Genomic DNA, 25,863 nt, shown 5'->3' with positions numbered 1-25,863 from the left:
GAGGTCGGCGACGCGCAGAAGGACGGCGACGCGCAGGAGGTCGGCGACGCGCGGGTCGGGATGGAGCGTCCACGGCCGGTCAGTCTCCCGATGCCCGGGCGTCCAGGTAGCGCAGGACCGCCAGCACCCGACGGTGATGCGCCGCCGAGTCGGCGGGCAGGTCCAGCTTGGTGAAGATGCTGGCGATGTTCTTCTCCACCGACTTCGCCGACAGGTACAGGGCGGCGGCGATGCCGTTGTTGGATCGGCCCTCCGCCATCAGTCGCAACACGTCCGACTCGCGGGGGCTCAGCGTCGCCAGCGGACCGCTGGGGCCGGCGGGGCGGTCGACGAGGCGGCGAGCGAGCACCGGTTCGATCACGATCTCCCCGGCGTCGATGCGGGCCAGGGTGTCGGTGAGGACCTGCACCCCGGCGATCCGCTCCTTGAGCCGGTAGCCGATCCGCTCGGTGCCGATCTCCAGGAAACGCATGAGGTACAGCGTCTCGGCGTAGTGCGACAGCAGGAGCAGCCCGGTGTCCGGGTGGCGGGCCCTGACCCGCGCCGCCGTCGTGAGGCCGCCCTCCGCGCCGGGCGGCATGCGGATGTCGACGATGGCGACGTCGACCGGTTCGACGGCCAGCAGGTCCAGCAGCGCGTCGCCGTCCGCGACGCAGCCGACGACCTCGTATCCGGCCGTGGTGAGCAGCAGCAACAGCCCCTCGCGGAACAGGGCGGCGTCGTCGGCAAGCGCTACCCGCACGTCGGCGCACCGTCCTCGCGTGGGCAGGCCGCAGGAGCGGCTGCGACCGGGCCGCGGGTCAGAGCCGAACGCGCGTCGTCCACGGGCGGATCGTTCCACGTCCACGAGATCGACGCGTGCCTTCGCAGATCACCGTGCGGGCGGTCGTCCAACGACCACGGCCGACGGTCTCACCAGTTGCACCCGACCGTCGCGGGTAACCGCCAGAAGCGTGGCGGGAACGGGGATCGGACGCTCGGGCGCCCCCTGCGGCGCTGCTGCCGGCGCCCTCTCGGGCGACTCCTCCGCCGTCGACTCCGCCGGCGGCGGCGCCTCCGCCAGCGACTCCGCCGGCGGCGGCGCCTCCGCTGCCGGCTCCCCCGCCGGGCTGCCGGCGTTCGCCGGCGCGGTCGTCGACGGACCGGACCGGACCTGCTGCGGCGCCGGCACCGCCCAGCGCAGGCGCAGCGCCTGCGCCGTACCCAGGCCCGCCGGGAGCACCACCCGCAGCCGAAGGCGGGCCGGGCCGGGCAGGGCGTCGGCGAGCCGGCCCAGCGCGGTGAGCAGACCGTCGCTCAGTCCGGCGACGAGGCCGGCCGCCGGTGCGTCGAGCAACAGATCGAACCGGCCGGGGTCGTGCGGCGCGGCGTCGACGTCGGGATCGGCCGGCCACCCCGCGTGGCGCAACGCGATACCGGCCGGGACGACCTGGACGAGCCAGTCGTCCTGCAGGCGGTAGTAGCCACCGCCGAGGTCGGTCAACCAGGGCGCGGGCGCCCGCCAGCGGGCCACGCGCGGCGGCCCGGCCGGCGGGTAGACGGACTGTTCGGCGAGCGGGTGCCACCAGCAGGCACGGCCGACGTCGATCGCGCTGACCCGCGGCCAGCCGTCGGCGCCGGTCAGCAGCAGGCCGTGCTGGGCGAGCACCGGACGACCCAGCCGGTCGGCGAGGCGCTGCGGCAGGCAGGGTCCGTCCGCCGGGTCGACGCCGTAGCGGACCACGTGCATCCCGTCGGGGTCGTCGGCGGCCGGCATCGCGCGCAGCAGGTCCGCGACGACGGGGACGTCCGGCACGGGCTCACCCGGTGCCCCGACGATCACGCAGATCCCCCTCGACCGCGGCGGCAGGGCGTGCAGCGCCGGCTCGTCGGGCGCGGGAGGCAGCATGCCCGGCGCCCGCGCCCACAGCCCGGCGGGGACGGGCACGACGTCGAGGACCGCCGGGTCGAGCCCGCGGGGCACGTCGGCAGGCGACGGGACGCCCCGGCGTGCGGGCCGTCTGCCCATCAGCCGCCCGACCCCGCCGCCGCAGCTGCGTGCACCGCTGGCATGCTCCGCCTCTCCTGTGCCGGCCGCGCCGCAGTCCCTACTGCGGTCATCACTGCGGTCCCTGCCGGCTTCGCCGCCGCCCTTGCCCGCCTCGCCACCGCCCTCGTCGGCATCACGTACGGGCGCACGCCGTGGTTCACCCGTCAGGATGTCGTCGACGAGTGCGGCCGGCACGTCCGCCAGGCCCACTCCCAGGGCGTCCACGAGCGCGCCGAGGATCAGCCCGGCGACCTCGGGACGCGGATCGCCGACGGTGGCGGGGTCGAGGTGCCCCGCGATCGCGTCGCGGACCACGTCGGCGAGCTCGACGTCCGCGCCCCAGCGCAGCAGGTGCTGGCCCGCCACGGCGGCAGTGACACGTCTCTGTCAGATCCGGCCACCGTCAAGCGCCCCGGCCCCGGCCGTTCCCGTCACCTCCGTTCCCGCCTCCGTCGCGGGGTCGGGAACGGATGGCCGCGGTGTGTCCCCGACCGGGATCGGACGGGTCAGCAGCACGGTGAGGAAGATGACCGCGACGCCGATCGCGCCGACGGTGAACGCCTCGGCCACCCCGTGCGCCAGGACGTACCTCGCCAGCTCGCCGGGGGCGAGGCCGCCCGGCGCGTCGCCGCGTGCGTGCCGGGCGGCGCCGCCGAAGACGGTGACGAGGACGGCCAGGCCCAGCGAGCCGCCGACCTGCTGGGTCGTGACCATCATGCTGGCGGCCGCGCCGGAGTGCTCGGCGGGAACACCCGCGACGAGGCTCACGCTCAGCGGCACGAACAGCAGGCCCAGACCGGCGCCGAACAGCAGCAGCGGCCCGAGCACGACCGAGATGTAGCTGCTGGTCACCGACACCTGCGCCAGCCACAGCATGCCCCCCGTGCTCAGCGCCGCGCCCACCAGCATGAGCGGCTTGGGGCCCGTCCTCGGCAGCAGTCTCGACGCCCGTGAGGCCGACACCAGGATCCCCAGGGACAGCGGGAGGAACGCCAGCCCCGCCCGCAGGGCGCTGAGCCCGAGGACCTCCTGCAGGACCTGGGTGCCGAAGAAGAACATGCTCAGCATGCTTCCGGTCAGCAGCAGCATGAGCAGATAGGTCCGCGCGCGGGCGGCCTCGGCGACCAGCCGCAGCGGGACGACCGGTTGCGCGGCCCGCGACTCGACGACCAGGAACGCCGCGAGCGCGACGACGGCGAGCAGGAAGGCGCCGAGGGTTCGCCCGTCTGCCCATCCGTCCGAGGACGCACGCAGGAACCCGTAGACGCCGGACGCGAGCCCGACCACGGAGCTCAGCGCCCCGGCCGCGTCGAAGCGGCCCTCGCGACGCGGCGGCGTGCGCAGGTAGCGCGGGGCGAGCAGCAGGATGACGAGCCCGAACGGCACGTTGATGAACATGACCCACCGCCAGGACAGCCAGGTGGTCAGCATTCCGCCGGCGATCAGCCCGATCGAGCCGCCGACGCCGGCCACCGCCGCCCACGCCCCCATCGCCCGGGTGCGGGCGGGGCCCGGCGGGAAGTTGGCGGCGATGAGCGCCAGCGCGTTCGGCGACGCGCACGCGGCCCCGACGCCCTGCCCGACGCGGGCGGCGACGAGCATCCACGGCGCGGTGGACAGGCCGCCGAGCAGCGAGGCGATCGTGAACAGGGCGATTCCGCCGAGCAGGGTGGCCCGGCGCCCCATCAGGTCCCCGGCCCGCCCGCCGAGCAGCAGCAGGCCGCCGTAGGCCAGCGTGTAGGCGTTGATCACCCACGCCAGGTCGGTGGCGGAGAAGCCGAGGGACTCCCGGATTCTGGGCAGCGCGACGTTCACGATCGTGATGTCGAGGACGAGCATGAGCTGGCAGGTCACGATCGTGACCAGCGCGATCCGGGCGCGCCTCGCCTCCTGTGGCGACGGCTCGGCAGCGGTCTGCCCCGCCGACGAGGACGACGCCGGGGACATGGACGACGGGGACATGGACGCCGGGGACGAGGACGACGGGGACGAGGACATGGCAGCCTCCCGACCAGACTTCTTAAGATACGAATCCGTATCCAATGCGGGAGGGTAGCAGAGCGCCGCCACCCGAACACCCACCTCGTCGCCGACCTGCCCGGCCCGCGCCAACCCCCTGCCCGGGTACCCTCGGCACCGGGCCGTCGATCCGCCGCCGGCGCCCGATCGACGTCGATCCGGCCGGCCGACGGGACGGGAGGCAGGCGATCGTGGGCGTGGTTCCCGCCGATGCACCGCGCGCGACGGTGACCGGCGCCGCCCGCACCGGCGCGGTCGCCACCCGCCGCCGCGGTGACGGGCTACTGGCGGCGATCTTCGACGCGGTCTTCGACCAGCTGCGGACCGTCGGCTATGCCAACCTGACGATGGACCGGGTCGCGGCCGCCGCCGGCACCAGCAAGACCGTGCTGTACCGCCGCTGGGCCGCCAAGGAAGACATGATCGCCGACGCCGTGCGGTACCGGCTGCCCAACCCGGGCGACGTACCCCTGACGGGCGACGTGCGCGCCGACGTCCACGCGCTGCTTCGCTGCGTGCAGGCGTCGTTCAGCGCCACTCGCGGCACGGCGCTCCAGCTCGTGTCGGCCGAGGCGGGCTGCGGCCGTCCCGCCGTCCGCCAGACGATCATCGACCACGTGGTCGAGCCGTGCGTGCGGCTCATCGGGGAGGTGCTGCGCCGGGCGGCCGAGCGCGGCGAGATCCGGCCCGAGTCCGCCAGCGAGCTCGTGGCCGCCAGTGGACCCGCCATGCTCGTGCAGTACTCGCTGATCCGCGAGCCCATCGTGCCCGACGAGTTCGTCGCCGCCGTCGTCGACCAGATCGTCCTGCCGCTGACGGCCAGGTCCGCCCGCTGACCGCCAGGTCCGCGGGCGTCGAGCACGGCTGAACACGGTCGAGCGGGGCGGCCACCCCCCAGCCCCGACCAGAGGGCGACGAGGGCGACCGGCAAGGCGTATCCGGGTCATGTCCTGAAGCCTTCGGCTCTGCACTAGTTTGGTCCTGACCGAAGGGCGTCGTCACGACACGCGGCGAAGCCCCTCCGGCAGGCCTTGACCCATGGCCCACACCCATGGCCCACACCCATGGCTCTGACCCACAGCCGTGACCCACAGCCCTGGCCCCAGCCCCCCCACGACGGAGTGTGATGAGTTCTGCGGACGGACGCGTCGATGCAGAATCTTGAACCGGGGGATCCGTCGACGATCGGGCCCTACCACCTGCGCGCCCGGATCGGTGAGGGCGGCATGGGGCGGGTGTTCCTGGCCACCTCGCCCTCCGGTCGGTTGATGGCCGTCAAGATGGTCCGGTCGGAGCTGGCCGGGGACGGCGGCTTCCGTGACCGTTTTCGGCGGGAGGTCGCGGCGGCGAAGCTGGTCAGCGGGGCGTTCACCGCCCCGGTCGTGGACGCCGACCCGGACGCGGCGACGCCGTGGCTGGCCACCCAGTACGTGCCCGGGCCCTCGCTGCACGAGGCGGTGGCGCGCTGCGGGCCCTTCGGGCCGACGGTGCTGCGTCGGCTGGGCGCCGGCGTGCTGGAGGCGATCGTCGCCGTGCACCGCGCCGGCATCGTCCACCGGGATGTGAAGCCGAGCAACGTCCTGCTCGCCGCCGACGGACCGCGCCTGATCGACTTCGGCGTCGCCCGGGCCGCCGACCACACGGAGCTCACCCGGGCGGGCGACGTCGTCGGCACCGCCGCCTACATGTCGCCGGAGCAGGCCGCCGGTGGTGCCGCCGGGCCGGCGGCCGACGTGTTCTCCGCAGCCGCCGTCCTCGTCTTCGCCGCCACCGGGCGCGGCCCGTTCGGGCGGGGCGACCCTGCCGCGATGCTGTTCCGGGTCGTGCACGGCTCCCCGGACCTGACCGGGGTGCCGGCCGATCTCGGCGACGTGCTGCGGTCCTGCCTGGCGAAGGACCCGGCCGCGCGGCCCCGCCCCGACGCGCTGCTGCGCTGGTTCGCCGACGGGGTGGAGGTCGCGGCCGAGACCTGGCCGCCGTCGGTCATCAGCCTGGTGGCGGAGCACGCCGCCGCGATCGGCGCGCACCTGCCGCCGACACGCCCGGACCCGTCCGTCTGGTGGGAGACCCCGGACGCCCCCCGCTCACCGACCCGGATCATGGCCGCGACCTACCAGCCACCCCCACCAGCTCCGCAGCCCCCGCAGCCCCCGCCGCCCGCGCGGACGCCCCCGCCGCAGACACCCGCACCCCCACGGACGCCCCCGCCGCAGACACCACCAGGCCCGCAGACACCACCAGGCCCGCAGGCTTCCCCAGGCCCGCGGACGCCTCCCCCGCGGCCGGCCCAGGTGCCCCGCCACCCCGCGGTCGCCGACGTCGTCTTCCCGGGACGGCGGCGGCGTCTGCTGGTCGTCGGCTCGCTGCTGGTCGGCGTCGGCGTCGTCCTGCTGGCTGTGGCGTTGATCGTCCTCGTCGACCTCCTGTTCACCTACCGGGGCTACAACTCCAGTGGCATCTCCGCCGCGCTCCTGGGGGCCGGCATCTTCGCTGTCCTCGGCGCCGGCGCGCTGTTCCCGGGTTGGTGGCGGCTGCGCTTCGGCCTTCGGCCGCCGAGGCTGACGATCGGCCCGTACGGCCTGCGCGCGCTGTGCAACGGGCAGCGGTACGACCGCGCCTGGCCGGAGGTCGTCCGCGCCGACGTGATCCGGCTGGGACGCCGGGAGGTGCTGGCGGTCTGGCCGGCGCGCCCCACCGCGCCCTGGACCGGCGGGCTGCCCCGGCCGGGCCGCCGGAACCCGAAGGGCCGCTACCGGTTCGCCTGGTACAACCCGGTGCTCCAGTGCGACATCGTGCTGGACATGGCACTGCTGCGGGGACGCCCCGCGCGACGCGTCTCCGCCGCACTCGGCGCGGTCAGCGTCGCCACGGGCCGCTCCGCCCCCGGCCAGGACCCTCTCCGCCCCGGCGCTGGCCCCGGGGCTGGCCCCGGACCTGCCGGCCCCGGCCCAGGGTGGTGATGCCGCGTCGTCGCGAGCTGCGGTGCGCGAGACGGACTGCGGTGCGTCGTGCACCATCCGGTCCGTCAGACCGTGCACACCGCACCGCAGGCGGCCTGCGCCCTGGTGCCGTTGCGGTCAGGCGGCGGCGGGGGTGGGCTCGGGGGTGTCGTCGGGGTCGAGGGAGGGCTCGTCGGGGGCGGAGAGGCTGAGCACGGCGTCGACGACGGCGGGCGAGGCGGACAGCTTGGCCTCCACCCCGCGCAGGCGCAGGGCGACGTTGGGCTCGATGTCGTCGCCGATCAGGTCCACATCGCCGACGACGGTGATCATCCGTGGGCCGACGACCTCCAGGCGCAGGCGTGTCACCCGGTCGACCTCCGGCAGCGCCAGCAGGGCCCGCAGCGTCGCCGCGCGCACCTGCGGGTCGGCCTCCTGCCCGATGAGGAAACGCCGGTTGCGACTGATGAGCACGATGGCGACCACCCCGAGCAGCACCCCGACCAGGATCGAGCCGAGCGCGTCGAAGGCCGCCACACCGGTGATCTGGTGCAGCGCCAGCCCGAGCGCCGCGATCACGACGCCGGCGAGCGCCGCCGAGTCCTCGGCGAAGACCGCGCGCAGCGTCGGGTCGGACGTCTCCACCACGTGCTCGAGGACGTCCCGGTTCATCGACGCGGCCTCGGGCCTGGCCTGGCGCACCGACTGCAGGAACGAGGTCCCCTCCAGCAGGAACGACACCGCCAGCACGATGTAGCCGATCAGGTAGTCCCCGCCGGACTCGCCCGCGAACAGCTCCTGCACCCCGTGGGTGATCGAGACCGCGCCCCCGGCGACGAACAGTCCCATGGCCGCAAACAGCGCCCAGACGTACGCCTCGCGGCCGAACCCGAGCGGATGACCCGGCTCCGGCGGGCGGCGCGAGCGACGGTTCGCCATCACCAGGAAGACCTCGTTGCCGGTGTCGGCCCAGGAGTGGGCGGCCTCGGCGACCATCGAGGCGGAGCCGGTGAGCAGGGCCGCCCCCGTCTTCGCGATCGCGATGACCAGGTTGGCCACGAAGGCGACGGCGACGGTGAGACCGCTCTCGCTCTTGCCGGCGCCGCCGTCCTGCTGCAGCGGGATCGCGTCGCGGGCCTCGGGCGGCAGCTCGGCCGGGGCGGGTGGTGTCGTCAGGCTTTCGCTCACCGGCTCGCACTCCGCCGAGGCTGCCGGCGCCGCGGATGATGCCGGGATGGGCGGGGTGGCGGCAGGCGCGCCGTCGGTGTCAGCGGGCATGCCTTCGTCCTTAGCCCCGATGACCATGTTCTAACCCGACAAGGCCGGATGTGTCGCACGAATCGCCGCCGACGGCCGTGGTGTCGCTCATGTGACCGGTTCGGACGCCGCCCACCCGACGTGGGAACGAGCCGCGCGCTGTTAGCGTGCCCCGGTGGAAGCAACGGGCGGGCGGGGCCTGCGCGTCGACGCGGCGCGCAACTACGAGCGGATCATCGCCGCGGCCGACCAGGCCTTCGAGGACGTCGGGCGGGCCGTGACGCTGGAGGAGGTGGCCCGGCGCGCCGGCGTGGGGGTCGCGACGGTCTACCGCCGGTTCCGCAACCGCGACCAGTTGCTGCGCACCGTGTTCGACCATCTCGTCAGCACCGAGATCGTGCCCCGGCTGACCCGGGAAACCGACGACCCGTGGCACGACCTCGTCGGCGCGTTGGAGGCCACGGTGGCGGCGCTGGCGGGCCGGCAGGTGATCCTCGCCCTCGCCCGGGAGACCGACGCCTTCCACGTCGAGGGGGTGCACCGCTACCTGGAGTCGATGGAACGCCTGCTCGGCCGCGCCCGCGACGCCGGCGTGGTCCGCCCCGAGCTCGAACGCCGGGACCTGTCCGCGGTCGTCGTGATGGCCCTGGCCACGGTCAGCCCCGACGACCCGGCGGGCCTGAACCGCCGCCGCTACCTCGCGCTGCTCGTCGACGGGCTTCGCCCGGCCCCGCACGTCCTGCCACCCCCGGCCCCCGACGGCCAGCAGACCTCCGCGGCAACCTGAAAGCACATTCCGTCCGCCCTCCCGTTGCACGTCGAGGGCACCGGACACGCCCGACTGCGGACGGAAGCGCGCCCGGTGCCGAGAGGCGCCGCCGGGTGCGCCTCCGACGGCACCGGCGCGGTTCCGCGGAACACCATGATCGTCATGGGGTCGGGGGGGAGTCGCGCGGCCGCCACGCACCGATCACGTGCAGAGAGCCCGCGCAGGGATCGCCCATAATGGCAGGGATGACCCACGCCAGCCAGGCGGGCCGCCGCCCACCCGTGACCGCCTCGGCGGGACGACCCGCCGCCACGGTCGAGGCCGCACTGGACGCCGCCGCGGCGTTGCTCGCGGGCGCGGGCGCGCTGCTGGTGTGCGCGGGCGCCGGCATGGGCGTGGACTCGGGGTTGCCGGACTTCCGCGGCGACGCCGGCTTCTGGCGGGCCTACCCGCCGTACGAACGCCTCGGCCTGTCGTTCGTGGAGCTGGCCGACCCGGTCCACTTCCGCGACGATCCGACGCTGGCCTGGGGTTTCTACGGCCACCGCCTCGGCCTGTACCGGGCGACCAGGCCGCACGAGGGCTTCGCCGTGCTGCGCCGGTGGGGCGCGCGGCTGCCCGGCGGGATGTATGTGTTCACGTCCAACGTCGACGGCCAGTTCCAACGGGCCGGCATCGACGCGGTGGCGGAGGTCCACGGCTCCATCCACCACCTCCAGTGCGTCGGCCCGTGCGGCGGGGAGATCTGGCCGGCGGACGGCGTCGAGGTGGACGTCGATCCGGAGACGATGCGCGCGGGCGAGCCGCTGCCCCGCTGCCCGTCGTGCGGCGACCTGGCCCGGCCGAACATCCTCATGTTCGGCGACGGATCCTGGGTGAGCGAGCGGACCGACGCCGCGCTGCGCACCTGTGAGTCCTGGCTGGACGAGGTGACCGGTCCGGGCGACGCCGGCCCGCTGGTGGTCGTCGAGATCGGCGCGGGCACCGCCGTGCCGACCGTGCGCCGCACCGCCGAGTCGCTCGCCGGCCGCCTGATCCGCATCAACCCCGCCCAGCCCGAGATCCGCCCCGGTGCCGGCGTCTCCCTCCCCCTCGCCGCCCTGCCGGCCCTGACCGCCCTCGCCGCTCGGCTGCCCTGAGCCGGCTGTCCGGGGGACCAACAGCGTGCAGCCGGGTGAGCCTCCAACGGCACCGGCGCGGTTCCGCGGAACATCTTGATCACCCAGGTCGAGGACGGGCCGAGCAGGCCGTAGCTCTCCAATGACGTGCAGCGAGCACCCGTATCCACGATCGCCGTCGTGCGGCCCCGGCCGTGTGTGGCCGCTGCGTCTGCCACGGAGCGCCCACCTCCTCGAAGCGCCCACCTCCTCGAAGCGCCCACCTCAGAGTGGCCGGGCGCGTGCAGCACCGCGCCACGCTGCCGGGCACGACCTCGACGCCGACGCTCCTGCCCCGCCAGGACGTCCAGGGTTCCGCCGAGGGACCCGGATCCGGATCCGGCCACGGCCCACGGCCCACGGCCCACGGCCCACGGACACGGTCGCCCAGTCCGGCCCGGCGAGCCCGTCGGCGACCTCGAGGTGACCGACACCGCCGTCGAGGTGACGATGGGGATGGCGGCCGAGGCGGTGGACGACCACCTCCGCTTCCGCAGCGTCCACAGGTGAGGTAGTCGATGTCAGCCACTGCGAGGATCGGCGTGATCGGCGGCGGCGCGTCCGCCGTCTGCCTTCTCGACGCACTGGCCCACCAGCATGACCTTCCCGCCGGCAACCTGGCGATATTCGACGGTGGTCGACACCTGTGGCGTGGCCGCCCTTATCAGCCGGACCTGGACGCGATGCGGGTCAACGCGATACCGCGGGACATGTCCGTACGGGCGGGCGACGACGGCCATCTCGCCGAGTGGCTCGCCGCCCGCAGGCTCGTCGTCGGCGCCGAGTCGTCCTTCCTCGACCCCGTCTCCGGTGCGCCGTTCATCCCGCGGGCGCTGTACGGCAACTACCTGGAGCAGTCCGCCCGGGTGGCGCTGGTGACGTTGGCCGCGCGTGGCTGGAGCGTCGAGCTGCACCGGCGGATGGTGCACCGCGCCGTGCCGACCCGCCACGGCCTGGTTCTGCGCACGGCGGACGGCGAGGAGCACGAGGTCGACTATGCGGTCCTCGCCACCGGCGCGGGCAGACCCGCCGACCCGTACGGGCTGGCTGGTTGCACCGGGTTCGTTCGGGATCCCTACCCGGCCGCCGAGAGGCTGGCCGCGATCCGCCGGGACGACGACCTGGCCGTGATCGGCAGCGGGCTGACCGCGGTCGACGTGACCCTCGCCCTGGCCGCCCGCGGACACACCGGCAGGATCCGGCTGCATTCCCGCCAGGCGGTCCTGCCCGCCGTACGCCAGCGGCCCGCCCGGTTCACCCCGCGCCACGTCACCGCGGCGCGGTTCCGGGCGATGGCCGCCTCCGGTGGATCACTGGCGCTGGCCGACCTGATCGTCATGATCGGCGCCGAGCTCGCGGCGGCGGGCGAGAACCTCGACGCCGTGCGGACGGAGATCGACGCCGCGCGCCGGGAGGAACCCACGCACCGGCTGCGCCGGCAGCTCGGTGCGGTCAACGCACCCGGTGGCCCGCTGCGCATCCTGCAGCAGATCATGCCGGACGTCGGGCCGGACGTCTGGCCGCTGCTGCCCGAACGCGACAAGGACCGCCTGCTGGCCACGCACCACCGCGCCTTCATGAGCCTGTGCTGCCCGATGCCGCCCGCCAGCGCTGTCGCGCTGCTGGGCCTGCTGGAGTCCGGGCAGCTCGAGCTGATCGGCGGACTCGAACGGATCGAGCGAATCGAGTGGACCGAGGGGGCCGACGGGGCCGACGGGGCCGAGCCGGGCGACGGCGGCTTCGTGGCGAGCTCCGCCCACGGCAGGCATCGGGCCGCCGTCGTCGTCAACGCCGTCAACGGCCGCCTCGGCGGCGCCACCGACCTCACCGCGCCGATGCTGACGTCGCTGGTGGACGCAGGCCTGGCCGAGCCGCATCCGCGCGGCGGGTTTCGCCTCGAACGCGCCACCAGCCGCCTGACGGTGGACGGTCGCCCGAGCCGGCGGCTGTTCGCACTCGGGGACCTCGCGATGGGCAGCGTCTTCTTCACCTTCGGCATCCAGTCCCTCGTGGACCGCGCCGTCGACATCGTCACCTCGATCCAGAGTGACATCCTGGATTCAGGGAGCGCCGTGCACAGCGCACGCCGCGCCTTCCGCCCCGCCGCGTGCGACGTCCTCCAACCGATCTGACCCGCGATCCACCCGGAGGTGGGCGAGAGGTCACGCTGGCTCTGCGAGTCGACGAAGGATCTGAGCCGTCTGCTCGTCCAACGGGTAGAACGACTCCACGGCCAGCTGCTGCGCCTCGTTCTGCGCATCGACAGCGGTAGCACCGCCGTGATGGGCGTCGTCCTGATCACGGCCAGTGGCCTGCTGGCATCTCCCACCGGGATGCCGGTCGCGTTCTCGGTCGGATTCGGGATCTATCAGTTGGCCGGCGCGGCCGCACTTGCCTTCGTCGCGACCAGGCCGGCCATTCCGCCCGGTCTCGGCTGGACCGTTGTCGGCCTGAACGTCGTGTCCGGACTCGGTTGCCTGGGGGTGACGGCCACCGACCTGATATCGCTCACCACCTTCGGCACCGCGTTCATGATCGTCGGAGCGGCGGTCGCGGCGGTCTACGCTGCGCTCGAGTACACCGGGCTCAGGCGGACGATCGAAGCCGGTGACAGCCGAACAGCGGAAGCTCGATGACCGGCCGGGATGAACCGCCGTCAGCTTCGGGGAACACTCGCCCGCAGGTACACCGCGGGAGTGGCCAACACGTTGCTTCCGACGGGCCGAGCCCGAGTCGGACATAAAGAAGGTTCAGTAGTCTCCCGAGTAGTAGAGCACGTCTCGGTAGTCTATTTTGGCGACGTTGAGATAGTGTCTGATCTGATCCACGTCACCCTGACCGAGTTTCACGATAGCTCGGCGCACACGATCAGGTTCACAGTGCCACTCTTCGGTGCCGTATTCCCGTAGCAGGGCCAGGACTACAGGGGCCCGGTCCTCCGCAAAGGTATCGCGCACAACCACGACCGTGCCTTCCGCAATCTCCATGATGCAATCATGCCTCGGCTTGCGCGCTGTTGGACAGCCGGGATGAAGGCACTTCGAGTGGGTTGGCTGGCGGCCGGCAGGTGTCGCGTAGCCAGGTCTGGCGTGTGGCGGCCAGCACGTCCGGTGTGGCGTTCGCCCAGATCCGGCCGCTGCTGACCGCATCGAAGGCGTATCCGGGGAAGCGGCCGCGGATCTCGGGGAAGTTCGCGGCCGGGACCGCGATCTCGACGTCCCCGTGCTCGCGCGTCTGCGTGCCGCGGAACAGGTCCAGCGCCCAGCCCGCGGCCACACACCAGGGCGTGGTGATCCCGGCCAGATGCTACGCGACCTGCCCCGGGGTCCAGCACGATGACCACCTGGCACCGAGGGCTTCGATCTCGGTGGCTGCGAGGCCTCCACCCCGCCGGTTGCTGGTGCGCTGGTTGCGGTGCGCTGTGTACGGTCTCGAGGCGAAAACCGGACGGAACGCACCGCAACTGCGGGCCACCGGTGTCAGGCCGCGACCACGGTCCGGGCGGGGTCACGGTCCGGGCGGGGTCACGGTCCGGGCGGGGTCACGGTCCGGCGGAGCCAGGGGCCGGGCGCCCAGCCGACGTGGGTCAGCCGACGTGTGTCAGGCGACGTGTGTCAGCCGACGTGTGTCAGCCGACGTGTGTCAGCCGACGGGGCGCAGGACGTTGCGGTCGGTGTGGGCGACCGGGCTGCCGGGGACCCGCGAGTGGTCGATCGTGGTGGTCTCGTCGTAGGCGAAGCTGCCGTCGGGGTTGACGGTGATGGCCACCTCGTACAGGGTCGTGTTCGCCGCGCGGGCCAGGTACGGGTTGGACAGGATGCCGTACGTGGTGGAGCCGAGTTCCGCGCGCAGGGTGAAGCTCGTCGCGTCCGGCGCGACCACGCCGCCGGCGATCAGGGTCTGCCCGCGGGGCACCAGGAAGCTGCGCATGACGTGGCCGAGCTCGGCGTCCCACAGCCAGTAGCCGAGCTCGGTGTGGAAGGGGTTCTCCTCCCCGAACCGCCAGGCGGCCATCTTGTAGTCGAGGCCGTAGAGGTGCTGCGAGCCGTTGTCCACCGGACCGAACGGCTTCAGGGTGACCCGCTCACGGTACGGGGTGGTGATCATCGAACCCTCGACGTTGCCGAAGGCGACGTCGACACCCTGGTCGCCCTCCCACTCGCCGGCCAGGGCCGCCAGCGGCCCCCACTCCGGACCAACCTTCTCCGTCAACGCCGAATCCTCCAGACTAGAAACACTCGAAACCGGCGCAAATCCGCCGGAACATGCCGACACTACGTGGCACGCCGCCGAACCTCGACGCGCCTGACCCACCCGGGCCCCCACCGCCCGGCCACCGCCAGATCCCGCGCCCGCCCCGCGCCCGCCCCCGCCCCGGCGCCCGCGCCCGCGCCTATCCAGAGGGATTTTTCGGACACGGAGGCCTCTGGATAAGCAGGGAACGGCACCCGAGTGGGGCATGGCTGCCCGTTCGGGCAGGGGATGGCGGGGCCCGGTCGGGCGGGGGCCCGGTGCGGTCGGGCGGTCAGGTCTGCGAGCCGTCGGGGGTGCGGGGGGCCGCGGCGGCCTCGTGCTCGTAGGTCTCCCAGCGGGCGCGGATGTCGTCCTGGGCGAGGCCCTCGAGCTCGGCGACCACATCGGGGGCGACCGCGCCGAGCCGGGTGAACCGGGACTCGGTGGCGGCGAACTCGGCGTAGGTCATCGACGGCTTGCGCGAGTCCAGGCTGAACGCCTGCTCGGCGCGCGGGTCGACCCGGTACAGCGGCCAGTAGCCCGACTTCACCGCTGCCTTCTGGTGCGACAGGCCGTCGGTCATGTCGATGCCGTGGGCGATGCAGTGGCTGTAGGCGACGATGAGCGACGGGCCGGGCCAGCTCGCCGCCTCGTTGAACGCCCGCACCGTGTGCTGGTCGTTGGCGCCGAGGGCGACCTGCGCGACGTAGACGTCGCCGTAGGCGGCGGCGATGAGCCCGAGGTCCTTCTTGCGGGTCCGCTTGCCGCCGCCGGCGAACTTCGCGACCGCGCCGCGCGGCGTCGACTTGGACGCCTGCCCGCCCGTGTTCGAGTAGACCTCGGTGTCGAGGACGAGCACGTTGACGTTGCGCCCGGAGGCCAGCACGTGGTCGAGGCCACCGAAGCCGATGTCGTAGGCCCACCCGTCGCCGCCGACGATCCACACGCTCTTGTCGACGAGGTTGTCGACGAGCGGGTCGAGCCGGGCGTCGTGCTCGGCGCCGGCCAACCGCCGGCGCAGCTCGGCGACCCGGCCGCGCTGGGCGAGGATGCCGGCCTCGGTGCTCTGGTCGGCGCCCAGCAGCTCGTCGACGAGCGTGTCGCCGACGACCCCCGCGGCGGCCATCAGCAGCCGGCGGGCCTCGCGCGCCCGGCTGTCGAGCGCCAGGCGCATGCCGAGGCCGAACTCGGCGTTGTCCTCGAACAGGGAGTTCGACCAGGCCGGGCCGCGGCCGTCGGCACCCGTCGTCCACGGCGTCGTCGGCAGGTTGCCGCCGAAGATCGACGAGCAGCCGGTGGCGTTCGCGACGAGGATCCGGTCGCCGAACAGCTGGGTGAGCAGCTTCAGGTACGGCGACTCGCCGCAGCCGGAGCAGGCGCCGGAGAACTCGAACAGCGGCTGGCGAAGCTGCGAGCCGCGGACGCTGTCCGCCGACACGCGCGTCGGGTCGATCGCCGGCAGCGTCTCGTGGAACGCCCAGCCGGCGCGCTCCTCGGCCAGCCGCGGCGCGGCGTCGACCATCTCGAGGGCCTTGTGCTCCCGGTTCTCCTTACTGGTCGCCGGGCAGACCTTGACGCACAGGCTGCAACCGGTGCAGTCGTCCGGCGCCACCTGGATGGTCACCCGCAGCCCCGCCAGGTCCTTGTCCTTCGGCTGGCGCGACTTGAACGTCGCGGGCGCGTCGGCGAGCAGCGCCGGGTCGAAGGCGGTCATCCGGATCGCGGCGTGCGGGCAGACGATCGTGCACTTGCCGCAGTTGATGCAGAGGTCGGCGTCCCAGACGGGCAGCTCGTGGGCGATGGCGCGCTTCTCGTAGCGGGCCGTGCCGACCGGGAAGGTGCCGTCGATCGGCAGCGCGCTGACGGGCAGCAGGTTCCCCTCCCCCGCCATGATCCGGGCCGTGACCTCCTTGACGAACACCGGGGCGTCGCCGGACAGGCGCCGGGTCGCGCGCTCCCCCACCGTCCGACCGGTCAGGTCGACCTGGGCCAGCGCGCCGAGGGAGGCGTCGACGGCGGCGAAGTTGCGCTGCAGCACGGCCTCGCCGCGCTTGCCCTGCGCGATGCGGATGGCGTTCTTGACCGCCGCGACCGCCGTGTCGGCCGCCAGCAGCCCGGACAGGGTCAAAAAGCAGGTCTGCAGCACGGGGCTGACGATCCCGGGCAGGCCGGCCTCGCGGGCCACCCGGTCGGCGTCGACGACGAACAGGCGCGCGTCCCGGTCGAGCAGGTGGCGCTGGGCGTTGGCGGGCAGGTGCTCCCACACCGTCTCCGCCGGGTACGGGCTGTTGATCAGCACGGTGGCGCCGGTGGCGGCGACGGCGAGGACGTCGACCCGTTCGAGCAGCGAGAACTGGTGGCAGCCGACATACTGGGCGTCGTCGATGAGCCAGGGGGCGTCGACCGGGCGCGGCGACAGGCGCAGGTGCGACACCGTCATCGAGCCCGACTTCTTGGAGTCGAACACGAAGTACGCCTGCGCGTGCAGCGGGGTGTGGTCGGCGGCGATGCCGGCGGTGGCACGGGTGGCGCCGACGGTGCCGTCGCTGCCGAGCCCGTAGAACACCGCGCGCCGCACGTCGTCGGGCTCCGGGTGGCCGTGGTCGTCGACGGCGAGGGAGAGGTTCGTGACGTCGTCGTGGATGCCGACGGTGACCTGGCGGCGCGGCTGGGAGCGGGCCAGCTCGTCGAACACGGCCGCCGCCATCGCCGGGGTGAACTCCTTCGACGCCAACCCGTAGCGGGCGCCGATGACCCGCGGCATGCTCTCGGGCCGCTCGGCGAGCGCGGCGAGCACGTCCAGGCGCAGCGGCTCACCGAGCGCGCCCGGCTCCTTCGTCCGGTCGAGGACCGCGATCGAGCGGACCGTCGCCGGCAGGCTGGCGAGGAACGCCGCGCCGTCGAAGGGCCGGTAGAGCCGGACCTGAACGAAGCCGACCTTCTCGCCGCGCGCGACCAGCCGGGTGACGGCGTCACGCACCGCCGAGCGGCCCGAGCCCATGACGACGACGACCCGCTCGGCCTCGGGGTGACCGGTGTACTCGAAGATCCGGTAGGACCGCCCGGTGGCGGCGGACACCCGGTCCATCGCCCGCTGCACGATCCCGGGGACGGCGGCGTAGTAGGCGTTGGCCGCCTCCCGGGCCTGGAAGAAGGTGTCGGGGTCCTGGGTGGTGCCGCGGATCACCGGGCTGTCCGGGGACAGCGCGCGCAGCCGGTGCGCCTCGATGCGCTCGGCGGACAGCAGCTCGGCGAGCGTGGCGTCGTCGATCTCGGCGACCTCGTTGAGCTCGTGCGAGGTGCGGAAGCCGTCGAAGAAGTGCAGGAACGGAACGCGGGATTCCAACGTGGCCGCGTGCGCGACCGCGGCCAGGTCGTGGGCCTCCTGGGGGGACGAGGAGGCGAGCATGGCGAAGCCGGTGGAGCGCGCGGCCATCACGTCACTGTGATCACCGAAGATGGACAGCGCGTGGGTGGCGATGGTGCGGGCGGCGACGTGGAGGACCATCGGCGTGAGCTCGCCGGCGATCTTGAACATGTTGGGCAGCATCAACAGCAGGCCCTGGGAGGCCGTGAACGTGGTCGACAGGGCGCCGGCCTGCAACGCCCCGTGCACGGCGCCGGCGGCGCCGCCCTCGCTCTGCAACTGGACCACTTCGGGGACCGCACCCCAGATGTTCGCCCGGCCCTTCGTCGCCCAGGCGTCGGCGAGCTCTCCCATCGCCGACGCCGGGGTGATCGGGTAGATGGCGATCACCTCACTTGCCCGGTAGGCCACCGAGGTGGCGGCCTCGTTACCATCGATCGTCTTCTGACCCATACACCCAGAGTCGACGCGGGATGACGCAGCGGCGAGGGACTTCCTTCCCTTCCCGGAGGACGGAAGTTACCGGTGTGAGTCCCTGTTTGAGTGCCTTCGAGGTGACCTGCCGTCCGGTAGGCGTCGGCATCGGTGCTGCGCAGGGCGCTGCGCCGCCCGGCCGGTCGGCGAGGGCCGGGGACGGCACCCCGCGCGCGGGTCGGCCCGGGGCCCGCTCCCACGGCCGCAGGCCGCCACGCACCGCACCGCCGCTGGCACCACCGGGGGTGCGGGCGGATCGAACGTGCTCACCCGTTCGCGGGAGGGCGACAATCGCGGGAGGGCGACATTGCGGACGGTGCGCCGACAACAGGATGCGAGGCGATGTGACCGAGCCAGAGTTCGGCGAGGCGGTCCAGCCGGGATTCGACGAGGCGGCCCAGCCGGCACTCGGCGGCCCGGTCCGGTCCCGCAAGCCGCGGCGGGAGTTCGCCGCGATCCACAGCCACGGCCTGGCGCGGGTCGCGGCGGCCACGCCGCTGGTGGTGACCGCGGAACCGGCCCGCAACGCCGAGGCGACCGTCGCGCTGGCCCGCCGGGCGGACGCCGACGGCGTCGACGTCGTCGTCTACCCCGAACTCGGGCTGTCGTCGTACGCGCTCGACGACCTGCACCTGCAGGACGCGCTGCTCGACGCGGTCGAGCAGGCCGTCGACACGGTGTGCCGGGCCAGCGCCGAGCTCGGGCCGCTGCTGCTGGTCGGAGCGCCGCTGCGCCACCGCGGGCGGCTCTACAACACGGCGCTGGCGATCTCGCGGGGGCGGATCCTCGGCGTGGTGCCCAAGACGTTCCTGCCGAACTACCGCGAGTACTACGAGAAGCGCTGGTTCGCCTCGGGCGCCGGCGTCACCGGGGAGGAGATCACCGTCGCGGGGCGGACGGTCCCGTTCGGCACGGACCTGATCTTCGAGGCGACGGACCTGGCCGACCTCGTCGTCGGCATCGAGATCTGCGAGGACTACTGGGCGCCGATCCCGCCGTCGTCGTACGCGGCGATGGCCGGCGCAACGCTGCTGGCGAACCTGTCGGCGTCGAACATCGTCGTCGGCAAGGCCGCCGACCGCGCGCACCTGTCCGCCGCCCAGTCGGCGCGGGCGCTCGCCGCCTACGTCTACTCGGCGGCGGGGACCGGCGAGAGCACCACCGACCTGGCCTGGGACGGGCAGGGCACGATCCACGAGCTCGGGGATCTGCTCGCCGAGTCCGAACGCTTCGCCGACACCCCCCAGCTCCTCGTCGCCGACGTCGACCTCGCCCGGGTGCGCCAGGAGCGGATGCGCACCGGGACGTTCCACGACAGCGCCGCCGTCGCCGGCCGGCCCGAGCAGCGGTTCCGCACGGTCCGCTTCGACCACCGCCCGCACCGCCGCGACGTCGGGCTGCGCCGTCACCAGCGGCGCTTCCCGTTCGTCCCCGACACGGCCGAGCGGCTCGACCTCGACTGCTACGAGGCGTTCAACATCCAGGTCCACGGCCTGGCCCGGCGGTATCGGGCGACCGGCGGCGGACGGATGGTCATCGGCGTCTCCGGCGGCCTCGACTCGACGCACGCACTGATCGTCGCGGCGAAGGCCTGCGACCGGCTCGGGGTGCCGCGCACGACGATCCTCGGCTACACCCTGCCGGGCTTCGCGACCTCGGCGGAGACGAAGGCGAACGCGTGGGCGCTGATGCGCGCGCTCGGCGTCGAGGCGGCGGAGATCGACATCCGCCCCGCCGCCCGCCAGCTGCTCGCCGACCTGGGCCATCCCGCCGCCGAGGGCGCCGCCGACTACGACGTCACCTACGAGAACGTGCAGGCCGGGCTGCGCACCGACTACCTGTTCCGGCTGGCCAACCACCACGGCGGGTTCGTCGTCGGCACCGGGGACCTCAGCGAGCTGGCACTGGGCTGGTGCACGTACGGCGTCGGCGACCAGATGAGCCACTACGCCGTCAACGCCGGCGTGCCCAAGACCCTGATCCAGTACCTCATCCGGTGGGCGGTGAGCCACGACCAGTTCGACGCCGACACCGGCAAGCTGCTGACCGCGGTCCTCGACACCGAGATCTCCCCCGAGCTGGTCCCCGCCGACGCCGAGACCGGCGCGATGCAGAGCACCCAGGACCGCATCGGCCCCTACGAGCTGCACGACTTCTTCCTGTACCACCTGCTGCGCCACGGCCTGGCGCCGTCGAAGATCGCCTTCCTGGCCTGGCACGCCTGGCGCGACGCGCTGACCGACGGCTGGCCGGCCGGTTTCCCCGACGACGAGCGGCACGCCTACGAGCTGCCGACGATCGTGCGCTGGCTGCGGGAGTTCCTGGGCCGCTTCATGGCGTCGCAGTTCAAGCGCTCGGCGCTGCCCAACGGCCCGAAGGTCTCCTACGGCGGCACGCTGTCGCCCCGCGGTGACTGGCGGGCCCCGTCCGACGCCAGCCCCGCCGCCTGGCTCGCCGAACTCGACCGCAACGGCCCGCATCGCTGACGCCCGCGCCGCGCTCGCCAGCCCACGGCGGCGGCGGGCCGGCGGCGGGCGGCGGGCGGCGGGCGGCGGGCGGCGGGCGGCGGGCGGTCCTGCTTATCCGGAGGCTCTCGTGTCCGATTTATCCCTCTGGATAGGCAGGGGCAGGGTGGGCGAGCGGCGGGCGAAGAGGATGGCGAGGCCGGCGGCGGCGGACAGGCCGGCGGCGGCCAGGTAGGCGACGGTGAACGGGGCGGCGCGCACCGCGTCGCCGACGATCGCCGACAGCAGGCTCATCCCGATCACCGCGCCGATCTGGTTGGCGGTCTGCTGCAGCGAGGTGGCCAGGCCGAAGCTGTCGGCGGCGGCGGCGTTGCCGGTGATCACCAGCAGCGGCGGCTGGGCGTGCCCGAACGCCAGGCCGCTGACGATCAGACCGGCGATGACCACGGGGAGCTGGTCGTACTGGGTGCCGAGGGCGAGCACGGCCAGGGCGATCGTGTAGACCCCGCCGGCCACGCCCGCGAGCACCCGCGGCGGGATCCAGGCCCCCAGCCGGCTCGCCGACGGCGCGGCCAGCGCGATCGACAGGGTGCGGGTCATCGTCACCAGGGAGGTGGCCGCGACCGACAGCCCGAACACCCCCTCCAGCAGCAGCGGTGTGACCAGGAAGTTGCCCATGTGGGCGGCGCCGAGCAGGAACGAACTCGCCCCCGCGGCCCGGATGTCGCGCTCGACGAGCAGCACCGTCGGGATGACCGGCATGGCGGTGCGCCGCTCGACCACGACCAGCAGCCACAGCAGCAACGGGACGGCCGCGAGCAGGCCGATCACGATCGGCCGCAGCCCCCAGCCGGCGGCCCGGTTGACCCCGAAGGTCAGCGCGAACGTGGCCGCGCCGAGCACCAGCGCGCCGGTCTTGTCCAGCGTCAGGCTGCGGTTGCCGACGTCGACCGGCAGCACCTTCACCGCGGCGATCAGCGGGACCAGGGCGATCCCGGCCTGCATGACGAACAGCGGCCGCCACCCGATCGAGTCGATGACCAGCCCGCCGATCGCCAGCCCGCTGACCGACGCCCCCGACAGCACCCCCGACGCCCAGGCCGACGGCCGGACCCGCTCGTGCGGCGGGAACGCGTGGAACAACATCGCGAACGACGCGGGGATCGTCGCGGCGCCCGCCACCTGTGCCAATGCACGGAAGGCGATGAGCGACACCGGGTCCCAGGCCACCGCGGTCGCCAGCGAGAACACCACGGCGAGCACGGAGCCGACGAGGAAGGTGCGCCGGTGCCCGCGGATGTCGCCGACCCGGCCGAGGATCGGCATCGCGACCGCCTGCGCGAGCAGCGAGCCGGTCACCGCCCAGGAGATGACGTCGACGTTGCTGTGTAGGTCGCCGGCCACCGTGCGGATCGACACGGACAGCACGGTCGCCGTGAACGTCGTCGCGAACATCCCCGCCAGGCACGTCAGCAGGATGAGCTGCCGATCCCGGCGCTCACCGTCCGACTCCGACGCTGAACCGGCCCCCGACCCGGTGCGGGCGACGCGGTTGCCCCTGCCGCCGCTGCCGGCGGCGGGCGTCCCTCCGGCGGACACAGGCCCTAAGTGCGCGTCCTCGGGAGGGTCCCCGGTGAGGTCCGCGGCCGGTGTCGCCGGCACGAACGACGGGGGCGACGGTGTGGCCCGCCCCGGGCCCTGGTCCTGCGCAACCACGCTGCTCCCCTCCAGGCCCGCGGGCCAAACCCTCCGATCGTCAACCGCGGTTGTGCCCGGACGCAACCAGTTGCCCGGCGCCGTCGCCGGGGCGACCGGCTCAGAGGACCACCGCGGACGACCACCGCGGACGACCACCGCGAGCGACCACCGCGAGCGACCACCGTGGCGGACGGCGCCGGATCAGAGGACGGTGCAGTTGGCGACCGCGGCGGCGGGGCGGCGCGGGCTCTGCGCGATCGTGCCGGGCGCGATGGTCGTCACCGTGGCGTCTGTCGGGTCGAACCGGCGGATGAGCACCGGTGCGCTGGTCGAGTCGCCGTACCGGTCGAAGCTGATGTAGCCGTTCGCACCGGCGCGGGCGAGATCGCCGCAGGTGAGGTTCAGGACCGCCTTGATGTTCGCGCGGAGCTGGCCGGGCGGCGGGGTGTTGAGCTCGGCGGCGCCGATGGCCCATGCCAGCACCGACAGGGCGTCGAAGGCGACGATCGTGTGCCCGGAGATGAGCCGCTGCGGGGTGTCGCGCACCTGCGTCGCCCACTGCCGGGGCACGGTGCCGTCCGCGCCGGTCTGCTCCGAGTAGGACGGCGGGATGTCGCCGGGCTGGGCAAGGCCGAAGTCGGCGAAGTAGAAGGTGTGGCGACCCAGGGCGCCCGCCGCGATCTCCCCCGGGTCGGTCTCCAGCTCCATCGCGTCGTCTCCGGAGATGATCGGCAGACGCGGGTCCGCCCGGCCGCAGGCGGACCCGGTCAACGCCCCCAGCAGGGTGTTCACGCTGGTGGTCCGGCCGGTGTAGATGATCAAATTCGGCGGCTGCGGGCCGGTGCAGCGCTCGCTGAGGTCATGGCCGAGCACGCCCACCACGGTGGGGCCGCCGTCCGCGGCGCTGGCCGCCTCCGCCCGCGCAGTCTCGGGAAAGGACACGCGGACGGCCGGCGCGGCGCGCGGCACTCGACCCAGCTCCGTTCTGATGTCCTCGGCGAGGTTGTCGCTGTAGTGGTCGGGGTTGGCGTCCTTCGGGCCGTTACCCGCCCCGGCGGAGACGATCAACGGTCGGATGGGCTGGTCGCCGCGCTCCTCCCGCTTCATGATCTCGGGGATCGCCCTCGCGATGACCTCCGCCTCCCGGTGGTTGGTCGGCCCGACCCGGAAGTACCAGTCGAACGCGCGGCGGGTCTGCCCGGGTGGCCCGACGGGCCGGGTGAAGCCGTCGTCGGAGGCCGTGGACGACACGATGGGGATACCGGTGGTACCGCTGAGCAACGCCACCGCCTGACGGGCGGCGGAGGTGCTCTGGAACAGGCCCAGGAGCCCGGCGAGGCCGGGATCGGCGCGGGCCACCTCGTCGATGTGCCGGGCGACGGTGAGCGCGCCGTCGGAGTGCCAGCCGACGTTGGCGACGAGCAGCCGGATCCGGGACCGGGAACGGGCGCCCGGGGCATCCGCGGCGGCGTTGGTCGCCGCCTGCGCGAGCTGGGCCCCGAGCAGCTCGTTCAGTCCCCCCTGCCCGACGGTCGTCGGCGAGTCGGCCTGTCCGCCGCCCGGCGGGGGGTGCCTCCCGGTCAGCGGCGCCGCGACCACCACCGTGTACACGCCGCCCTTGCCGGCGAGCGCGGCGTTCTGCCGGCCGATCGTGGTCAGCAGCGCGGCGAGATCCGGCGAGGTCGAGTCGAAGGTGTACGCCCCGTCGCTGAACCCGATGCACTGCTCGTCGAAGGATCCCACCCAGGTGGCCGCGGCCGGCAGCGCCGTCAGCGGGTCGGGCGCCTGGCAGGCGTGCGACGATCTCGGGCGGCCCAGCCCCGCGCCGAGGACCGCCCCGGCGGCGACGGCGCCGGCGAGGACCGCCGCGCCAAGCACGTATGGCAACGTTCCCCGCCGGCGGAACCGGCGCCCCGCGTCATCAGCACCGGCAGCACCGGCAGCACCGGCCGTATCCCTGCCAGCCGCATCCGTGTCCGCCGCACCTGTGCCGGCCTGGTCGGTAGCGGCGGTCAGGCCGGTCAGGTCCGGGGGCTGCGGGGCGGTCCCGGACGTGACCGGCGACCTGTCTGCGATCCGCTTGGCGACAAGCGCGGCATCGACTGCGCCATTGTCGACCAGCTGGGACAGTGCGAGCGTGACCTGGGCTTCCAGGTGGTCCGCGGTGCGGAAGAAGCCGACAATCACGTCGGCGTTTCGCAGCCGCTCCCGGAATGCATCGACCGGCCCGAGATCCCTGTCGGTGAACTTGCGCGGAATGGGAGTGTCCTCGTCCAGCAGGAACAGCAGCCGGGGAATCTTCTTCTCGACCGCCGTGCGGAACTCCAGTTCCGTGTACGAGACGGCCGTCTGACCTGGCGGGACGACGGCGTCCGTCGAGTCCGTCGAGTCCGGTTTCGGCTGGCCGACGCCGGGGACGTTCGCCGGCGCGGCGGCGCCGCGCGGATCGCCGGCCACCAGCGAGCCGTACCGCAGGCCGATGACCCCGATGTACACGTCGCACTCGCGGACCTTCTCCTCGCAGAAGGACGCCGGCACCTTGCTGACGACGGGGAAGTCGTCCATCGAAATGGCGGTGTGCCCACTGCGACGCACGGCGTCCAACGCCGCCCGCACGAAGGCCCGGTCAGTCGGATACTTGTTCATGTCCGACGTGTGGCTGACGAACACCCGCAGTCTGGCGCGCAACCCTTTCCCCCGAACGTCGTGGGAAGTACCTGACCGGACAGTACCTAATGTGCGTCCGGAAACTACCTGGTACGGACCGGACGCCGGCCGCGCCGGGCAGGCCGGACGGGGGCCGGCGTTACCGTCACGAGATGAGCCGCAACGTAGCCCTTCGCCCGCGCTACCCGCTGCGAACCGCGCGGCTCCTGCTGCGCCCGTCCACCCCGGACGACGCCGACGCGATGCTGGCGTACAAGGCGCGGCCCGACGTGGTGCGCTGGGTGCCCCACGGCGTGCTCGACCGCGCCGGCGTGCTGGACCGCATCGAACGGTCCCGCGGCGAGCTCGACGACGAGGAGCAGACCCTGGGTCTGGCCGTGATCGAGGCCGACTCCGGCACGCTCGTCGGCGACGTGCTGCTGACGTGGACGAGCCGCGAGCACGGCGGCGGCGAGGTCGGCTACGTCTTCGACCCCGCGGTCGCCGGCCGCGGCTACGCCACCGAGGCCGCCCGCGAGCTGCTGCGGCTGGGTTTCGACGAGTTCGGCCTGCACCGCATCGTCGCGCGCATCTACGCGCGCAACGGCGCCTCCGCCCGCGTCCTGCAGCGACTCGGACTGCGCCGCGAGGCGTATTTCGTCCGCAACGAGCTCCTGCGCGGCGAGTGGACCGACGAGATCGTTTACGCCCTGCTCGCCGACGAGTGGGCCGCCCGCCGCTGTCGTTGACCGGCGGCCTGCCGTCGGTCGGTGACGCCCTGCGGCAGGACGGATTCACGCGGCAGGACAG

General features: G+C 73.6%; 18 protein-coding genes. 8 read left to right on the top strand and 10 right to left on the bottom strand.

The annotated features are described in order from the left end of the window. Positions 1-79 precede the first annotated feature (79 nt). The 3 genes from FRAAL_RS14295 to FRAAL_RS14285 form a co-directional block, all read right to left on the bottom strand. Positions 80-742, bottom strand: a complete 663-nt coding sequence (locus tag FRAAL_RS14295) for a response regulator transcription factor (RefSeq protein WP_011604416.1) — start codon at positions 740-742, stop codon at positions 80-82. A 129-nt stretch (positions 743-871) separates the two neighbouring features. After that, on the bottom strand, positions 872-2,395 hold the full coding sequence (locus tag FRAAL_RS33980) for a hypothetical protein (RefSeq protein WP_011604415.1): 1,524 nt from the start codon (positions 2,393-2,395) through the stop codon (positions 872-874). 21 nt (positions 2,396-2,416) lie between these two features. Continuing rightward, a complete protein-coding gene (locus FRAAL_RS14285; RefSeq protein WP_231861648.1) occupies positions 2,417-4,027 on the bottom strand; it encodes an MFS transporter in 1,611 nt (536 codons plus the stop codon). Between the two features lie 212 nt (positions 4,028-4,239). Between FRAAL_RS14285 and FRAAL_RS14275 the strand changes: the two genes are divergently transcribed. Both FRAAL_RS14275 and FRAAL_RS14270 read left to right on the top strand, forming a co-directional pair. Next, entirely contained in the window at positions 4,240-4,884 is a 645-nt protein-coding gene (locus tag FRAAL_RS14275) for a TetR/AcrR family transcriptional regulator (protein WP_083866797.1), read from the top strand. 315 nt (positions 4,885-5,199) lie between these two features. Beyond that, positions 5,200-7,008, top strand: coding sequence for a serine/threonine-protein kinase (locus FRAAL_RS14270; protein ID WP_011604411.1), 1,809 nt, complete (start codon positions 5,200-5,202; stop codon positions 7,006-7,008). A 117-nt stretch (positions 7,009-7,125) separates the two neighbouring features. Here FRAAL_RS14270 and FRAAL_RS14265 read toward each other — a convergent pair whose 3' ends face one another. Further along, a complete protein-coding gene (locus FRAAL_RS14265) occupies positions 7,126-8,265 on the bottom strand; it encodes a cation diffusion facilitator family transporter (RefSeq protein WP_173402690.1) in 1,140 nt (379 codons plus the stop codon). A gap of 154 nt (positions 8,266-8,419) precedes the next feature. Here FRAAL_RS14265 and FRAAL_RS14260 point away from each other — a divergent pair, with 154 nt between their 5' ends. The 4 genes from FRAAL_RS14260 to FRAAL_RS14245 all read left to right on the top strand — a co-directional run bounded on the left by FRAAL_RS14260 (position 8,420) and on the right by FRAAL_RS14245 (position 12,806). Continuing rightward, positions 8,420-9,031, top strand: coding sequence for a TetR/AcrR family transcriptional regulator (locus tag FRAAL_RS14260; RefSeq protein ID WP_011604409.1), 612 nt, complete (start codon positions 8,420-8,422; stop codon positions 9,029-9,031). Positions 9,032-9,258: 227 nt separating this feature from the next. Then, entirely contained in the window at positions 9,259-10,152 is an 894-nt protein-coding gene (locus FRAAL_RS14255; RefSeq protein WP_083866796.1) for an SIR2 family NAD-dependent protein deacylase, read from the top strand. Positions 10,153-10,688: 536 nt separating this feature from the next. Then, positions 10,689-12,302 (top strand): FAD/NAD(P)-binding protein, encoded by a 1,614-nt coding sequence (locus tag FRAAL_RS14250; RefSeq protein WP_083866795.1) that lies wholly within the window; start codon positions 10,689-10,691, stop codon positions 12,300-12,302. An 18-nt stretch (positions 12,303-12,320) separates the two neighbouring features. Then, a complete protein-coding gene (locus FRAAL_RS14245; RefSeq protein WP_197537271.1) occupies positions 12,321-12,806 on the top strand; it encodes a hypothetical protein in 486 nt (161 codons plus the stop codon). 114 nt (positions 12,807-12,920) lie between these two features. On the opposite strand, the gene FRAAL_RS14240 is transcribed toward FRAAL_RS14245, so the two are convergent. The 4 genes from FRAAL_RS14240 to nifJ form a co-directional block, all read right to left on the bottom strand. Further along, the gene (locus tag FRAAL_RS14240; protein ID WP_041939317.1) at positions 12,921-13,157 is read right to left on the bottom strand and encodes a hypothetical protein; all 237 of its coding nucleotides are present in this window, start codon (positions 13,155-13,157) and stop codon (positions 12,921-12,923) included. 7 nt (positions 13,158-13,164) lie between these two features. Continuing rightward, entirely contained in the window at positions 13,165-13,464 is a 300-nt protein-coding gene (locus FRAAL_RS14235) for a nucleotidyltransferase domain-containing protein (RefSeq protein WP_505474306.1), read from the bottom strand. 348 nt (positions 13,465-13,812) lie between these two features. Further along, positions 13,813-14,382, bottom strand: coding sequence for a heme-binding beta-barrel domain-containing protein (locus FRAAL_RS14230; RefSeq protein WP_041939316.1), 570 nt, complete (start codon positions 14,380-14,382; stop codon positions 13,813-13,815). 313 nt (positions 14,383-14,695) lie between these two features. After that, positions 14,696-18,223 (bottom strand): pyruvate:ferredoxin (flavodoxin) oxidoreductase, encoded by a 3,528-nt coding sequence (nifJ, locus tag FRAAL_RS14225; protein WP_011604402.1) that lies wholly within the window; start codon positions 18,221-18,223, stop codon positions 14,696-14,698. Positions 18,224-18,588: 365 nt separating this feature from the next. Between nifJ and FRAAL_RS14220 the strand changes: the two genes are divergently transcribed. After that, positions 18,589-20,730, top strand: coding sequence for an NAD(+) synthase (locus FRAAL_RS14220; protein ID WP_011604400.1), 2,142 nt, complete (start codon positions 18,589-18,591; stop codon positions 20,728-20,730). 93 nt (positions 20,731-20,823) lie between these two features. On the opposite strand, the gene FRAAL_RS14215 is transcribed toward FRAAL_RS14220, so the two are convergent. After that, on the bottom strand, positions 20,824-22,425 hold the full coding sequence (locus FRAAL_RS14215; RefSeq protein WP_157892096.1) for an MFS transporter: 1,602 nt from the start codon (positions 22,423-22,425) through the stop codon (positions 20,824-20,826). A 183-nt stretch (positions 22,426-22,608) separates the two neighbouring features. Further along, positions 22,609-25,095 carry a DUF4062 domain-containing protein gene (locus FRAAL_RS14210; RefSeq protein WP_011604398.1) on the bottom strand — a complete coding sequence of 829 codons (2,487 nt, stop codon included), beginning with the start codon at positions 25,093-25,095 and terminating at the stop codon, positions 22,609-22,611. 131 nt (positions 25,096-25,226) lie between these two features. On the opposite strand from FRAAL_RS14210, the gene FRAAL_RS14205 reads away from it, so the two are divergent. Next, a complete protein-coding gene (locus tag FRAAL_RS14205) occupies positions 25,227-25,802 on the top strand; it encodes a GNAT family N-acetyltransferase (protein WP_011604397.1) in 576 nt (191 codons plus the stop codon). The last annotated feature ends 61 nt before the right edge of the window (positions 25,803-25,863 follow it).

This window comes from Frankia alni ACN14a, assembly GCF_000058485.1.
In the GTDB taxonomy this organism is placed as follows: Bacteria; Actinomycetota; Actinomycetes; order Frankiales; family Frankiaceae; genus Frankia; species Frankia alni.
Note: the sequence above shows the minus strand (reverse complement) of the source record. Positions and strands in the feature narration are given on the sequence as shown.